The following is a 13,595-nucleotide window of genomic DNA, read 5'->3' on the forward strand; positions in this document are numbered from 1 at the left end:
ATCCGGCGTCCGGCTGCGTGCGCGGCCGGCGCTCGCTTGAGTATATGCGCAGCGGCGCGGCGGCAGGCAAATTTCCCGCCGCGCTGGGAGCCGGTTCAGGCGATGCCGGGTGGCTTGCCGATGTAGGCCGCGCGCGGGCGGATCAGGTTTTCGCCATCGCGTTGCTCCAGTCCATGGGCGATCCAGCCGGCGGCGCGGCCCAGCGCGAACAGGCCGAAGGCCGAACCGGGCGGCAGCCCCAGGTGCCGGCGCACGGCGACCAGCGCGAAGTCGACGGAGGGCGGCTGCCCGGTCAGGGCCAGACCCTGCTCGACCATGGTTTTCAAGCGCGGGCGATGGGGCAATATCCGCGCCAGCAGGGCGATGGCGCGGACGTCGCCATTGGGATAGAGATGGTGGCAAAATCCCGGCAAATCGTCTCCTCTTGCCAGCCGTTCACGCATTTTTTGCCCGCTGTCGTCATCGCCTATCTCGTCCAGCAGCGCCTCGCCCCTGGCGGTGGTGGCGCCATGGCGGCCGCCGGTCAGCGCGGCCAGGCCGCCGACTACCGCGGCGCGCAGGCTGGCGCCGGTGGAGGCGATGCAGCGCGCGGTGAAGCTGGAGGCGTTCAGTTCGTGGTCGGCGCACAGCACCAGCGCCATCCGGATCAGTTCCGCGCCTTCGGCGTCCACGCCCCAGGCGCGCGCGCATTGCAGGTGGATGGGAGCGGCGTCGGGCCGGGTGCCGAGCAGGCAGGCCGCCATCAGCCGCAGGATGGCACCGCAGCCTTCGGCCTGGCGCGGCGCCGATTTCTGCCACAGCGCGGTGGGGGCGTCGTCGCTGGCGGCGGTGAACAGCGGCAGCAGCGTCTCTTCGGCGCGGCGGCCCCGGTAATGCGCCATCAGCGCCGGCAGCGTGTCCGGCCAGGCCGGCGCGTCCACGCCGAAGGCGGCCGCGGCGTCGCATTGCCACAGGTGGGCGGCCACTTCTTCCAGGCTCTGCGAGGCGGCCAGTTCCAGCGCGTTCTCGCCGCGGTAGTACAGCTGGCCGTCCTCGATCAGGGTGATGGCCGACTCCAGCACCGGCAGCCCCCAGCTGAGGGTGGCCTTGGCCACTTCCTTGGGCTTGCGGCCGCGGGTGCGTTGGGCGGCCAGTTGCTCCACCTCGGTTTCCAGATAGCGGCTTTCGCGCTGGCCGCCGCTGTTGTCGGCATGCAGCAGCCCGCGGCTGACGTAGGCGTACAGCGTTTGGCGGGAGACGCCCAGGCGGGCGGCGGCGGCGGCGGAGCTCAGGTAGCGGGGCATGATGGTCGATTCCAGGAGTTATGTTGATTATGTTAATCAACGTTGACAATTATTTCAACGGGCATATTCTTCGAGTGGGTTCACGCAAAGGAGAAGCGTCATGTTCGATAAGGAATGCATCGCGACAGCCGGCCGAATAGCGCCGGCGCAGCATTATCTGGAGGCTTTCTGGCAGGCGGCGGGCGGCGATGCCGCCTTGTTGGCCCACGTCGCGATGACGGGCGACGGCGCGTTGCCGTCGGCGTTCGCCGTCACCGATTTCGCCGCGGCGGCGATAAGCGCGGCGGGTTTGGCGATGGCGGAGCTGCTGGCGCTGGCCGGCGGGGCGATGCCGCAGGTGGTGGTGGACAAGCGTCTGGCGTCGTTCTGGTTCACCGCGTCGCTGCGGCCTCAAGGCTGGGCCCTGCCGCCAATTTGGGATGCCGTCGCCGGCGACTACCGGGCGGCCGACGGCTGGATACGGCTGCACACCAATGCGCCGCATCACCGCGACGCCGCGCTGGCGGTGCTGGGCGCCGCGGCCGACCGGGAGGCGGTGGCGCGGGCGGTGGCCGGCTGGCGCGCGGATGAGCTGGAGGCGGCGGTGGTGGAACGCCATGGCTGCGCCGCCGCCATGCGCACGCTGGCCGAATGGGCCGAGCATCCGCAGGGCCGGGCGGTGGCGGACGAGCCGCTGCTGCGTTGGCGGGCCGGCATCCGCGCCGCCGCGCCGGCATGGACGCCGACGCGCGAGCGCCCCTTGCGCGGCGTGCGCGTGCTGGATCTGACGCGGGTATTGGCCGGGCCGGTGGCCACGCGTTTTCTGGCCGGCTTCGGCGCCGAGGTGCTGAGGATAGACCCGCATGGCTGGGAGGAGCCGGGCACGGTGCCGGAGGTGACGCTGGGCAAGCGCTGCGCGCGGCTGGATCTGAAAAACCCGGCCGGCCGCGCCCGGCTGGAGCGGCTGTTGATCGGGGCGGATGTGCTGGTGCATGGTTATCGGCCGGATGCGCTGGAGCGGCTGGGCCTGGGCGCGGCGCGGCGGCGCGAGCTCAATCCGGGGCTGGTGGACGTGTCTTTGGACGCCTACGGCTGGACCGGACCTTGGCGCGGCCGCCGCGGTTTCGACAGCCTGATCCAGATGAGCAGCGGCATTGCCGACGCTGGCATGCGCGCCAGCGGCGCCGAGCGTCCGCTGCCCTTGCCGAACCAGGCGCTAGACCATGCCACCGGCTATTTGCTGGCGGCGGCGGCGACCCGCGGACTGAGCGGGCGGCTGGCAAGCGGCGAAGGCTGCAGCGCCCAGGCCTCGCTGGCGCGCACCGCCCGGCTGTTGACGGCGCATGCCAACCCCGGCGATGCCGGCCCGCTGTCGCCGGAGCGGCCGGAGGATCTGGCTGGCGCTGTGGAGAGCACGTCGTGGGGCGCGGCGCGGCGCATCTTGCCGCCGCTGGCCATCGCCGGCGCGCCCATGCATTGGGCGCATCCGGCCGGAGCGCTGGGGCTGGCCGCCGCCGAGTGGCAATAAGCCTGAGCTGTTGGCGAGGGGCTCCGCGTTCGCGGCGGACGCCGCCCGGTTTTCCTTGCCTGCGGCGGCGGTCTGGCGGTTGCGGGACAGGCGAAAGGCAAGCTGGGCATCCGGGGGAAAACAGGGCAGCCGCGGCGGAATGGAGCGGAACGGCGTCTTCAGGTGAAGGCGTTGGCTTTGCTTAAGGCGGTGTTCAGGTCGGAGTGGTCCAACACCTGGTAGGCCAGGCTGATGGCGATCAGGTCTATCAGGTATTCGCGGTTGAAAATCGGCGAACCTTCCCATTCCGAGTCTTTCTCGCCCAGGATCACGGGCCGGGTGATGATCACGGAGTCGCCCTGGATGCTGTCGACGGCGAAGTCGTCGTCTTCTATTTTCTTGACTAGGTTTTTCAGTTCCATGCTTTGCACCTCAAGCCTGTAGAAGCGCCGGAATTCCCATGCTTTTGTTATTGTCGAGACGGTTTGAAAAAGTGTTGCCCCCATGCCGGCCAAGCAGGCCGAAAGCCATGAGCTGATGGCATGCGGGAAGATACCGTATCCGCCGGGCGGCGGTAAGTACAGAAATCTGTAGTAGATTTCCGGCGGCCGAAACGGACGATAGCCATCGCAAGGATGGCTATCGCGGGCATGTCGGGTTGGCGTCTGCGCTTCAGCGCGCGGCGGCGGGCGCCGGCAGCGGCGCCGGCTTGTTTTCCAGGTACAGGCCGTAGGCGAAGATCGCCACGAAGCTGGCCAGCGGCAGCAGGTAGGCGTGGGCGATGGGCTGCCGGTCGGCGATATAGCCCATCAGGTACGGATAGAGCGCGCCGCCGCTGACCGCCATGGTCAGGATGGAGCCGGCCTGTTTGGTCTTCGCTCCCACGTCCTTGATCGCGAGCGAGAATATCGTCGGATACATGATGGACATGAAGAAAAACAAGCCCATCAGGGCGAAGACCGCCAGCCGGCCGCCGGCGAAGACGACGACCAGCGACAGGACGATGCTGGCGAGCGCATAGCCGGTCAGCAGCCTTTGCGAAGGCAGGCGGGCGATGGCGTAGGTGCCGGCGAAGCGGCCGGCCATGAACAGCAGCATCGCCGCCGACAGCAGCCAGGCGGCATCCTTGGCGGACAGCGAGGCCTGGTTTTCCATCGCGTAGTTGATGAAGAAGGCGCCGATGCCGACCTGGGCCGCCACATAGAAGAATTGCGCGGCCACCCCGCCGATGAAGCGGCCGTTGCCGAGCAGGGACGCGCCCGGGTCGGAGGCGCGCTCGCTTGCCTGCTCCGCCGCCGGCATGTCGGTGCGGGCGATCACCGCGGCCAGCAGCACCACGAAGGCGGAAATCCACACGTAAACCTGCATCACCGCGCCGTGCTGCGCTTGCGCGTCGCTGCCGCCGATCCTGAAGAAGAGCGCGCCGCCGATCAGCGGGCCGACTATGGTGCCGAGGCCGCAGAACGACTGGGCCAGGTTCAGCCGCTTTTCCGAGCCGCGCGGGTCGCCCAACAGCGTCATGTAAGGATTGGCGGTGGCCTCCAGCACGCCCAGGCCGCAAGCGAGGATGAACAGCGCGCAAATGAAGCCGGCGAAGCTGCCTTCGCGCAGCGAGGGGATGAACAGCAGCGCGCCGGCGGAAAACAGCAGCAGGCCCGCGATCAGTCCCTTTTTATAGCCGTAGCGCTTGTTGATGGCCGCCGCGGGCAGCGCGATGACGAAGTAGGCGGAAAAGTAAGACAGCTGCAGCAGGCCGGATTGAGCCTTGCCGATGTGCATGGATTCCTGGAAGTGCTTGTTCAGCACGTCGAGCAAGCCGTAGGACATGCCCCACAGGAAGAAGGTACAGGTCACCAGGAAGATGGTTTTCCTCAGCGCGGGGTCGGGACGGTTCATAGGCGCGCTTCCTTGGCGGCCGGAGCGTGAAACAGGCTGGAGCCGGAGGTGAACTTGCTTGCCGCCCATGCCGCGTCGAATTTGGCCAGGCTGTCGTCGATATCGTGGTTGGAGGCGAACAGGCCGCGGTAGATGTCGGACGGCAGGGTGGCGGCGCCGATTCCCAACTGCGCGCAGCGCACGCATTGTTCGACCGATTTGATGGCGGCGGCCATGATGATGGTCTTGTAGCGGTAGCGTTCGAGGATGGCCTGCGATTCGCTGAGGATGGCGAAGGCGTTGCCGGTGGATTGTTCGATGCGGTTCACATAGGGGGCGGCGTAGCTGGCGCCCACCATGCCGGCCATCAGGATCTGCCGGGTTTCGAAGATGGTGGTGGCCAGGGTGGCGATGCCTTCCTTTTCCAAGGTGGCGATCGCCTGGAAGCCGTGGCGTATTGCCGGGATCTTGATCACCATCCGCGGGCTGATTCGCGCTAGCGCGCGCGCCTGGGCCAGCATGCCCGGCAAGTCGTCGCGGGTGACCTGGGCCGCCACCTGGCCATCCTGGATGTCCAGCAGGGTTTCGATGACGGTTTGCGCCGGCAGGTCGGCCGCGGCCAGTATCGCCGGATTGGTGGTTACCCCGGCGAGAACGCCCAGCGCTTGCGCATTGCGGATGATGTCGAAATCTATCGTGTCCAGCCAAATCTTCATTCTCAACTCCTGTCGCCTATTAAAAACGGATAGATGTTTTTCGAGCTCAGCTTGCCCATCACGAAGCCAAGCTGGCAAAGCGTGCGGCAATTCAGCCTGTCCTTGATGTTCTTGATGTGCTTGTTGACCGCGTCGCTGGAAATACCCAGATTGAGCGAGGCTTCCTGGCATGAATTGCCGCTGGTCAGCTCCTTCATCAGCTCTACCTCTTTCTTGGTCAGATAGGCGTTGTTGTATTCCTCGCCCAGGTAGATCCGGGAAACATCGCGCCGATTGATCAGCTTGTAAAAATCCAGCCCGACGATTTCATTGTTGACTTCGCCTTCCTGTATCGAAGCCAGGCTTTTCTTGAAATCCGGAACATAGATTCTTTTCTTGCCGGCATCGCTGATCATGTCCTGCATTTTGTATTTGAACAGGGAAATGAACTGGTGCAGGATTCCCATTTTGCTCATGATGTAGTTGTTGTTCACGCTGTTGTCATTGATTGAGCCGAAATGAAAGAAATCGGTGTAGTCGATGTGCTTCTCGATCATGGTGATGCCGTTGTCTATGCCGAATTGGCTGGCGGCGGAATAGATAGGTTCGCGGTTGAGCCAGTTCCAGAAGACATGGCCATCGGAGAAACTTAGCGGATTGTTCTCGAAAATGGCGTGCTGGTACATGTCGTTGCGCCAGTAGTGGGTGATCCAGTCTATCGAATTGGTCAGCACCACTCTGGAGTTGTCTTTGAAATGCCGATCAAACGTGAAGTAATCTATTTTCAGGATTTTCAGCGGTTTGGTGAATTCAATAATATGATTGGTGGCAGTGAATGACGGATTGGTGGCGTAGAAGGCATCGCTTTGAAAATTGATGTTTTCCATGGAAATCCCGTTTCATCAGTGTGCGCGAATAGCTTGTTTGGATAGCTGGTTTTCCGCGGCAAAAGCCGAATCATGAGCCGGGAGGCGGCAAGCGTTGCGCAGGCGATCTTCAGTGCGCGCGGCGCCGAATAAAGTACTTGTAAGTATTATTTTTGTAATGAATTTCAACTTGGCCTGAATGAAGGTTCAGAACCGGTATATTAACATTAAAATGATAAATGCATCTGCAGGCGTTTCGGGCGGCCGGCCATGGCGGGAGGGGCGACCGGGCTGCCGATGCGCCGCCGTCGCCGCCAGTGTTGGTCGGCAGGGCTAGCGGGCCTGAGGAGGGCAGGGCGCCGGGCGCGCCGCGGCGTATTGTCGGCGTTGCTCGCTTGTCAGCAGCGCGCGGGCTTTGGCATCCAGCTCGGCCTGCATCAGAAACAGCCTGGCCATCGCCTGGGCGTGCACTTCCGCCAGCGCGCGCACCCGAGCTTCGTCGAAAGGCTCGGTTTCGGCGGCGCGGCGCAGGTCTTCATGCGAGCGCGCCGCTTGCTTGGCCAGCGCGCGCCGCGCCGGCGCTTGCGCCTGCGACAACTCGAATAGCTTGTCCTCTTGCGCCTCGGTCAGCTTGATGCCGCGCAGCGCCGCCTGCGGCAGTCCTGGGGCGGCCAGCCAGCCGGCGCCGTGCAGCGGCGGCAGAGGCGGGCATTCGGCAGGCTGCTCGTCGCCGGCCGGTTCATGCGCCATCACCCCGGCGGCCAGCGCCGCCGCCGCCATTCCCGCCGCCAGGCGGATGGTCCATCGTTTCTTCGCGGTCTGCATTTGCATTCCCTCCAGTCTGGCCGGCCTGCCGAAGAAGCCGGCCGCGCCATGGAAGCCATTGTTTCCCGCGCCGGCGTTAAACGGCGTTAGCGCCGGTGTAAATCCGGGTAAAGGATTTACACCGGCGCGGGGGCGTGCCTTAATATCCGCAGCATTGCGATCATGAGGCGCGGTTTGACATGAATGTGCTGCTGGTGGACGACGACATCGAATTGCTGGAGCTGCTGCGCGACTACCTGGCGCGCGAAGGCTTCGCCGTGTCCTGCGCCCACGACGGCCCGGCCGGCGTGGCCGCGGCCTTGTCGGGGCGGCACGACATCGCGGTGCTGGACGTGATGATGCCGGGCATGGACGGCATAGCGGCGTTGTCCCGCATCCGCGCCGCGAGCGCGATGCCGGTGATCATGCTGACCGCGCGCGGCGACGATGCCGACCGCATCGCCGGGCTGGAGCTGGGCGCCGACGACTATGTGCCCAAGCCATGCACGCCGCGCGAACTGGCGGCGCGCATCCGCGCCATTCTGAAGCGTGTGGCAGGCGCGGCGCAGCTTCCGGCGGCGCCGGCCATCGTGGCCGGGGCGCTGACGGTGTGGCCGGCGCTGCGGCGGGTGGAGCGCGGCGGGCAAGCGGTGGAGCTGACCAGCACCGAATACAATCTGGTGGAGGCGCTGGCGCGCCACGCCGGCATGCCGGTGTCCAAGGCCGAATTGTCGCAACAAGCGCTGGGCCGGCCCTTGGCCCGCTTCGACCGCAGCATAGACGTGCATATCAGCAGCATCCGCCACAAGCTGGGGCCGCTGGCGGACGGCAGCCCGCGGATCCAGACCGTGATCCGCAAGGGTTACCAATTGATAGCCGGTTGACGCGATGGGCCGCCTGTTCTGGAAGTTCTTCCTGTTTTTGTGGCTGGCGCAGCTGCTCACCATGGGCGGCGTGGCCACCGCGGTGTGGCTGGGCCATCCTGATCGGCCCCGGCCGGCGCTGGCCGCCGGAGAGGGGCCGCCGCCGGATGCCGGCCCCCCGGCGCACGGCCCGCCGCGGCCGCCGCGCCATGGTTCGCCGCCTGCCGGCCTGTCCATGCTGTTGCTGCCCTTGCTGGCCGGCAGCATCGCCAGCTTGCTGTTCGCCGCCTTGTTGGCCTGGTATTTCGCCAAACCCATCCGGACTATGCGGGCCGCGTTCGACGCGGCGGCGACAGGACGGCTGGATGTCCGCGCCGGCGCCGCGATGGCGGGGCGCAACGATGAGCTGGCCGATCTGGGCGACGATTTCGACCGCATGGCCGAGCGGCTGCAAAAACTGTTGGACGCGCAGCGCCGGCTGCTGCACGACGTGTCGCACGAACTGCGTTCGCCGCTGGCGCGGCTGCAGGCGGCGGCCGACCTGACGCGGCAGCAGCCGGAGCGCGCGGCGGAGTTCATCGACCGCATCGAGCGCGACACGGCGCGGATGGATGCGCTGGTGGGCGAGTTGCTGACCCTGGCGCGGCTGGACGCCGGCATCGCCGACGGCGTGGAAGAGACGTTCGATCTGGCCGAGATGCTGGCCGATATCGCCGCCGACGCCGGTTTGGAGGCGGAGGCCAAGGCCTGCGCCATCAGCGTGGATTGCGCCGGGCATCTGAGCGCGCGCGGCAGCCGCGAGCTGCTGCACCGCGCCATCGAGAATGTGGCGCGCAACGCGGTGCGCCATGCCGAGGACGGCAGCCGGGTGGAGATCGCCGCCCGCGCCGACGCCGGCCGGCTGCGCGTCAGCGTGTCCGATCGGGGGCCTGGCGTGTTCGACGGCGACCTCGCCGCCATTTTCGAGCCCTTTTTCCGCAGCGGCTCGCGCCCTCCCGCCGCCGGCTACGGCCTGGGCCTCGCCATCACCCGCCGCGTGATCCTGGCTCATGGCGGCAGCGTGATGGCGGCTAACCGCGTCGGCGGCGGCTTGACGGTCACCATCGACCTGCCGTCGGCCGGCTAGCCGGCTCTCGCCCGGCTGGATTTTCTCCAATCCGGTCCGGCGAAATGTTTATCCTCATCCTCTCACTTTTTTCGTTTTCTTTATGCGGAACGCGGTTTACTGCATCAGTGGCCGGCGCGCGGCAGCAGGGCGGGCGCCGGCATCGACAAACGATAATAAGGCGCGGGGAGCGGCCGATGCGCGGCGTCCGGGCGCCGAAAGGGGGTGGGCATGGGAGTGGCGGCCTTTTTCCGGATGTTGGCTCGGCGCGGCGGCGCGGCCCCGCGCGAACGCGCCGCGCTAGGCTTCAAATTGACCCTGACCTGCGCGGCGGCGGAGTTGACCAGCCTGCGCAGGCAGGTGATGCGCGAGCTGCGAAGCCGGGGCCTGTGCGCGTGCCGCATCGTCAGCATGCCGGCCTGCGCCAACGACCGCGCCTGCCTGCAGATCGTGCTGAGCGGCTCGGCGCTGGGGCCGCAGGCCTGCAATGAGCTGGCGCTCAGCATCAGCAAGCTGCCGGAGATAGACCGCATCCACTGGGGCCGCGCCGCGCTGCGGCCGCATTGACGCGGCCAGTCTGCCGCGCGGCTAAGGATGGGCGGCTGCGGGCAGGCGCGGTGGGGCGCCAGCGGCGCAATCAAGCCGTCTTGCGGCCATGCTATGCTGTCCAGGCTGCGGCGGCATGCCGCAGCCCGCGACCGTGCCCGCGCAACCGGCACTCGTGTTCTGGATACACCGCATGAGCAAAAGCATCATTTCCGACATGGATGGCGTGATCTATCGGGGCAAGCAGCTGATCCCCGGCGCGCGCGAATTCATCCAGCGCCTGATCGACACCCGAACCCCTTTCCTGTTTCTGACCAACAACGCCGAGCAGACGCCGCTGGATTTGCGGCTGAAGCTGGAGAGCCTGGGCATAGGCGGCCTGACCGAAGACAACTTCATCACCAGCGCGATGGCGACGGCGATGTTCCTGAAAAGCCAGACCCGCAAGGCGATGCCCACCGCCTACGTGGTGGGCGGGGCCGGCCTGATCAACGAGCTGTACAACGTCGGCTTCTCCATTTCCGAATCCCACCCCGACTACGTGGTGGTGGCCAAGTCGCAGACTTTCAGCTTCGAGCAGATCAAGAAGGCGGTGCGCTTCATCGACCAGGGCGCCAAGTTCATCGGCACCAATCCGGACATGATCGACCCGATCGAAGGCGGCGGCTACGAGCCGGCCGCCGGCACGCTCTTGGCGGCGATAGAAGCCGCCACCGGCAAGAAGCCCTACATCGTCGGCAAGCCCAATTCCCTGATGATGATGCTGGCCACCCGCAAGCTGGGCGTGCATCCGGAAGAGGCGGTGATGATAGGCGACCGGATGGACACCGACATCGTCGGCGGCCTGGAGGCCGGCATGAGCACCGCGCTGGTGTTGTCCGGCGTGTCCAGCCGCGAATCGATGGAGCAGTTCCCCTACCAGCCTGACTACGTGTTCGACAGCGTCGCCGATATCGACCCGCAAGCCTTGTGACGGCGCGGTTTCGGATGGCTGCGCTGGCCGCTGGGTTCCGGGGCGGCACCGACAATATCGGGAAGCCCAGGCCGATGCCCGGGCCGGCCAGCGTCCACCCCGCCACCCGCCATGCCGGCGCTCGACTCCTGCGGGAGCATCTGTCAGCCGCGGGCGCTATTCGTACCAGGCCGACACCCGGTTCAGCTCCGCCAGGACGCGGGGAGCGATCTTCAGCGTTCTGAGCGGATCGCCGGCGCCGCCGTAGACGAAGTCGTGGGCCAACAGCAGGCGGTCCATCACGCAGGGCAGGCCCAGGCCCAGCAGCGGCACCGCGCCGGCGTCGCAACCGGTGATGTCGCGGACGCGGCGGCGGTCAAGCAGGCGAACATGGCCGCGGCCCAGCAGCCGCGCCAGCTTGTCCCAGTCCACGCCGTTGCGGCCGCCGGACAGGATGCAGGCGAAGATGTCGCCGTCGGCTTCCACGATCAGCGTGGGCGCGGTCTGCGCCATGGCGATGCCGAAGTGGGCGGCGCCCTCGCGGGCCGAGCGCAGCGGCGCGTCGTGCTCCAGCAATTCGCCGCCGTGGCGCGCGGCCAGCGCGGCGAAAGTTTGCGGATTCCATTTCATGGCATGCTCCCGCATCGTCACACCATCAGGATGCGCAGGCCCAGCAGCAGCATCAGCGCGCCGCCGCAGCCGTCTATCCATCTGGCCTTGCGGTGCAGGCCGCCCAGAACGGCGGGCTGGGAGATCAGCAGCGTCAGCAGCGCGTACCAGCCAAAATCCAGCCCCATCGCGGTGACGATCAGCAGCGCCTGGCCGCTGGCTGGCATATCGACGGTGACGAACTGGCTGAGCAGGGCGACGAACATCACCGCCAGATGCGGATTGGACAGCGACACGGCCAGGCCGGTGCGGGCGGCTGTCCAGGCGGATGTCGGCGCGGCGGCGGCGGTGGTCGCGCCGGCGGCGGCGCGCGGACGGGCCGCCGCGCGCAGGCCCTGCACGCCCAGCCACACCAGATAGGCGGCGCCCAGACCGGCGATGATTCGGAACAACAGCGGGTGCGCCGCCATCAGCAGCGCCAGGCCCTGGGCCGCGGCGAGAGCGTACAGGCCCACGCCCAGCGCGTGTCCCGACGCGGCGGCCAGGCCGCTGCTTCGTCCGCCGCGGGTCGTCTGCTGCAGCACCATCGCCAGGCTGGGGCCGGGCGACATCGCGCCCAGCATGCACACGCCGGCGAATTGCAGCCAGATCGTCCAGGTCATAACTTTCTCCTTGTTTGATGACAGTCAGGACAAAGTCTATGGCGTGGACGCGGCGGGCAGAACCGCCATGGCCTGATAGCCGCTATGCGTCTCCCGCATAGTTGCTGACGCCGTGGATGGAGTGGTGCAGCGCGTCGAAAACGTGGCCGCGGAACCAGCGGTGCGCCGGGTCCTTGTCCGCGCGGCCATGCCACAGCAGCCAGTAGCGGTAGGTGTAATCGATGAAGGGCATCGGCTTGGCGCATACCGGGAATTGGCGCTGGAAGCGGACGGCCAAGTGCTCGGGCAGCGTCAGCAGCATCTGGCTGCGGGAGACGATGCTCAGCGCCGACACGAAATAAGGGGTGGCGATGCGCACCTGGCGGGCCAGACCGTTTTGCGCCAGCTGCACGTCGACGAAGCCGTCCTTGTCGCTGGCCGAACTGACGCGCGCGTGCGGCCAGGCCAGGTAGTCGTCCTGTTTCAGCGCGGACTTGCCGCGCAAGGGGTGGTCATTCGCCATCACGCACAGCGGCTGATCCTGGCCCAGCGACTTGCCGTAGATGTTGTCCGGGATTTCGTCGGCGATGGTGGAAACCAGGTCCGCGCTGCCATCCACCAGCATGTCGAAACGCCCGGCCTGCCAGGGCAGGAATTTCAGGCGCATGTTCGGCGCCTGCGGCAGCACCTGGTCCAGGATGTCCGGCAGCATGTATTCGGCCAGGTAGTCGGAGCCGGCGAAGGAGAACTCCCGCTCGCAGACGGCCGGATCGAACTGCGGCGGCTGGTATAGCCGCTCCACCTGCTCCAGCACCGTTTTCAGTCCCAGCCGCAGTTCTTCCGCCCGCTCGGTCAGCACGAAGCGCTGCCCTTCGCGCAGCAGCAGCGGGTCGTGGAACTGCGCCCGCAACTGCACCAGGTGGCGGCTCATCGCCGATTGGGTCAGCCCCAGCTTGTCTGCGGAGCGGGTGAGGTTGCGGGTTTCCAGCAGCGCTTCCAGCGAACGCAGCAGGTTCAGATTCAGAGGCAGTGGCATGGGGCATCCGTCAGGCATGGGCACGCCGTGGCGGCGGGCCCGGTTTGTAGGCCGAGCCCCTGGATTGTCGGATGAGAGCAGGATTTTGGGAATAGCCGGCGCGGCGGCGCGCCGGCCTGCAGAGGGGCTCAGCCGAAGATCAGCCGCCCGGCCATCGCCACGAACATGCCGCCCAGCAGGCCTTTTTGCAGCTTCGCCGTCGAGCGGCTGGTTTTCAGGCGGCGTGCGATGCCGCTGGCGGCGAAGGCGTAGGCGGTATCGAAGCACAGCCCGACCGCGACCAGGATGGCCGCGAGCAATGCGAACTGCGGCAGCGCCGCGCCATACGCCGGCGACACGAATTGCGGCAGGAACAAGGCGCAGAACATCAAGGCCTTGGGATTGAGCAGATTGGTCAGAAAACCGCGCGCGATCGCGGCGCGGCCCGATTCCGCCACTTGAGGCGCGTTTTCAGCCGCAGGCTTGGCGCTCACGACCTTCCACGCCAGCCACAGCAAGTAGCCCGCGCCTATCCAGCGCACGGCGTTGAACAGCAGCGGGTGGGTGGCCATCAGCGCGGCGAGGCCCAGGCCCGACATCATCACGTGCAGGAAGCGCGATGCGGCGATGCCCAACGCAGTCATGAGGCCGGCGCCGGCGCCGCGGCTGGCGGAGGTGGCCATCACCAGCGCCATGTCCGGCCCCGGCAAGACATAGACGGCGACCAGGGCGGCTAGGTATAGCGACAGCAGGGAGAGTGGCAGCATGGCGGGTTCCGGCATCAATGGCGATAGGCTTAGTTTGCCCGCGGCATGCTGAAATTGCTTTGCTTTCCCTTGCGCTGTCACGCTAAAT

The 13,595-nt window shown here is 66.8% G+C and carries 15 protein-coding genes; 5 read left to right on the top strand and 10 right to left on the bottom strand.

Translation table 11 applies throughout. The annotated features are described in order from the left end of the window. Nucleotides 1-95 precede the first annotated feature (95 nt). The gene (locus tag U6115_RS08145) at nucleotides 96-1,283 is read right to left on the bottom strand and encodes a citrate synthase family protein (RefSeq protein WP_043574632.1); all 1,188 of its coding nucleotides are present in this window, start codon (nucleotides 1,281-1,283) and stop codon (nucleotides 96-98) included. A 100-nt stretch (nucleotides 1,284-1,383) separates the two neighbouring features. Here U6115_RS08145 and U6115_RS08150 point away from each other — a divergent pair, with 100 nt between their 5' ends. After that, nucleotides 1,384-2,790: a CoA transferase gene (locus U6115_RS08150; protein WP_043574634.1), complete on the top strand. Its 1,407-nt coding sequence runs from the start codon at nucleotides 1,384-1,386 to the stop codon at nucleotides 2,788-2,790. A gap of 158 nt (nucleotides 2,791-2,948) precedes the next feature. Here U6115_RS08150 and U6115_RS08155 read toward each other — a convergent pair whose 3' ends face one another. The 5 genes from U6115_RS08155 to U6115_RS08175 form a co-directional block, all read right to left on the bottom strand. After that, nucleotides 2,949-3,191, bottom strand: coding sequence for a hypothetical protein (locus U6115_RS08155; RefSeq protein WP_043574636.1), 243 nt, complete (start codon nucleotides 3,189-3,191; stop codon nucleotides 2,949-2,951). A 250-nt stretch (nucleotides 3,192-3,441) separates the two neighbouring features. Next, entirely contained in the window at nucleotides 3,442-4,665 is a 1,224-nt protein-coding gene (locus tag U6115_RS08160; RefSeq protein WP_043574637.1) for a sugar MFS transporter, read from the bottom strand. After that, on the bottom strand, nucleotides 4,662-5,360 hold the full coding sequence (locus U6115_RS08165; protein ID WP_043574639.1) for a transaldolase family protein: 699 nt from the start codon (nucleotides 5,358-5,360) through the stop codon (nucleotides 4,662-4,664). Before U6115_RS08165 ends, U6115_RS08160 begins: the two co-directional genes overlap by 4 nt. A gap of 2 nt (nucleotides 5,361-5,362) precedes the next feature. Then, nucleotides 5,363-6,226, bottom strand: coding sequence for a helix-turn-helix transcriptional regulator (locus tag U6115_RS08170; protein ID WP_043574641.1), 864 nt, complete (start codon nucleotides 6,224-6,226; stop codon nucleotides 5,363-5,365). Between the two features lie 312 nt (nucleotides 6,227-6,538). Beyond that, on the bottom strand, nucleotides 6,539-7,036 hold the full coding sequence (locus tag U6115_RS08175; protein WP_052258019.1) for a Spy/CpxP family protein refolding chaperone: 498 nt from the start codon (nucleotides 7,034-7,036) through the stop codon (nucleotides 6,539-6,541). 173 nt (nucleotides 7,037-7,209) lie between these two features. Between U6115_RS08175 and U6115_RS08180 the strand changes: the two genes are divergently transcribed. The 4 genes from U6115_RS08180 (at nucleotide 7,210) to U6115_RS08195 (ending at nucleotide 10,496) form a co-directional block, all read left to right on the top strand. After that, complete coding sequence (locus U6115_RS08180; protein ID WP_043574643.1) at nucleotides 7,210-7,893, top strand: response regulator transcription factor; 684 nt, start codon at nucleotides 7,210-7,212, stop codon at nucleotides 7,891-7,893. 4 nt (nucleotides 7,894-7,897) lie between these two features. Next, nucleotides 7,898-8,998, top strand: a complete 1,101-nt coding sequence (locus tag U6115_RS08185) for a HAMP domain-containing sensor histidine kinase (protein WP_043574645.1) — start codon at nucleotides 7,898-7,900, stop codon at nucleotides 8,996-8,998. A 210-nt stretch (nucleotides 8,999-9,208) separates the two neighbouring features. After that, nucleotides 9,209-9,544, top strand: coding sequence for a hypothetical protein (locus U6115_RS08190; RefSeq protein ID WP_043574647.1), 336 nt, complete (start codon nucleotides 9,209-9,211; stop codon nucleotides 9,542-9,544). Between the two features lie 172 nt (nucleotides 9,545-9,716). Then, the gene (locus tag U6115_RS08195; RefSeq protein ID WP_043574650.1) at nucleotides 9,717-10,496 is read left to right on the top strand and encodes an HAD-IIA family hydrolase; all 780 of its coding nucleotides are present in this window, start codon (nucleotides 9,717-9,719) and stop codon (nucleotides 10,494-10,496) included. Nucleotides 10,497-10,652: 156 nt separating this feature from the next. On the opposite strand, the gene U6115_RS08200 is transcribed toward U6115_RS08195, so the two are convergent. The 4 genes from U6115_RS08200 to U6115_RS08215 all read right to left on the bottom strand — a co-directional run bounded on the left by U6115_RS08200 (nucleotide 10,653) and on the right by U6115_RS08215 (nucleotide 13,507). Beyond that, complete coding sequence (locus tag U6115_RS08200) at nucleotides 10,653-11,105, bottom strand: aminoacyl-tRNA deacylase (protein WP_181243137.1); 453 nt, start codon at nucleotides 11,103-11,105, stop codon at nucleotides 10,653-10,655. Nucleotides 11,106-11,122: 17 nt separating this feature from the next. Next, entirely contained in the window at nucleotides 11,123-11,746 is a 624-nt protein-coding gene (locus tag U6115_RS08205; RefSeq protein WP_043574652.1) for a LysE family translocator, read from the bottom strand. Nucleotides 11,747-11,828: 82 nt separating this feature from the next. Beyond that, nucleotides 11,829-12,761, bottom strand: coding sequence for a LysR family transcriptional regulator (locus tag U6115_RS08210; RefSeq protein ID WP_043574654.1), 933 nt, complete (start codon nucleotides 12,759-12,761; stop codon nucleotides 11,829-11,831). Between the two features lie 128 nt (nucleotides 12,762-12,889). Continuing rightward, nucleotides 12,890-13,507 carry a LysE family translocator gene (locus U6115_RS08215; RefSeq protein WP_043574656.1) on the bottom strand — a complete coding sequence of 206 codons (618 nt, stop codon included), beginning with the start codon at nucleotides 13,505-13,507 and terminating at the stop codon, nucleotides 12,890-12,892. Nucleotides 13,508-13,595 lie beyond the last annotated feature (88 nt).

Origin of the sequence: Chromobacterium subtsugae (assembly GCF_035919665.1) — a bacterium.
In the GTDB taxonomy this organism is placed as follows: Bacteria; Pseudomonadota; Gammaproteobacteria; order Burkholderiales; family Chromobacteriaceae; genus Chromobacterium; species Chromobacterium subtsugae.